This is a genomic window from Flavobacterium riviphilum (assembly GCF_055231795.1).
This window is the reverse complement of record NZ_JBUYSY010000045.1, coordinates 1-745: the sequence shown is the minus strand read 5'-3', so window position 1 is coordinate 745 and position 745 is coordinate 1. Positions and strand designations below refer to the sequence as shown.

The following is a 745-nucleotide window of genomic DNA, read 5'->3' as shown; positions in this document are numbered from 1 at the left end:
GGATCATAACATATTGTTGTGGGAAAATATTAAAAAGGAGATATTTGTAATTCCAATATATTACCTAATGCAAGATTCTTATATCGATATCCTTAAGCTTTTATTACCTGAGATAATAGTAGACTACTTTGAACTCACTTCTTTTAAAAAGAAAGATGAAACGCTTCATCTGTATTTAAAAGAGATTAATTCGATACCTAAAGAATACAGAGAATCAAAATTGAGCTCAAAAGGATTCTTCGAAGAGATAACGGTTCAGGATTTTCCTATCCGTGGACACCAAGTATATCTTCACATCACTCGCAGAAGATGGCTTAATGAAGATACCGGAAAAGTCGTTTTTAGAGATTGGAATTTAGTAGCAGACGGAACTCGTGTAACCCAGGAGTTTGCGTCTTTTTTAAAAGAGATCAATAGATTCTAGTCCAAATGATTGTAATACCATTGCCTCTTTCTATGGAGTTTCTGGTAGAAACCTACAATGTCAATACAAAGATTTTCTAAGTGATTTCAAAGTTTGGGATCAAATATCACATGCTAAAAAATGGCTGCTTTTTCCACAAAATATTGGAAAGCGTTTATCAATAGATGAAACCTCACTTTCAAATGGCGAACTCTATACTATTTTAACCAACAAATCCGGCAAAAGTAGAAAAGGAACTATAGTGGCTATGATTGCAGGAACTAAAGCAGAAACAGTTATTGGCGTTATTGAAAAAATTCCTCTTAAACATCGCAATCTAGT

General features: G+C 33.4%; 1 protein-coding gene. It reads left to right on the top strand.

Annotation, left to right across the window (positions count from 1 at the left end; all coding sequences use genetic code 11):
- Positions 1 to 424 (top strand): ISAon1 family transposase N-terminal region protein (locus ACZIX2_RS14225; RefSeq protein ID WP_463340757.1); only part of this gene is annotated, 424 nt, incomplete at its 5' end.
- Between the last annotated feature and the right edge of the window lie 321 nt (positions 425 to 745).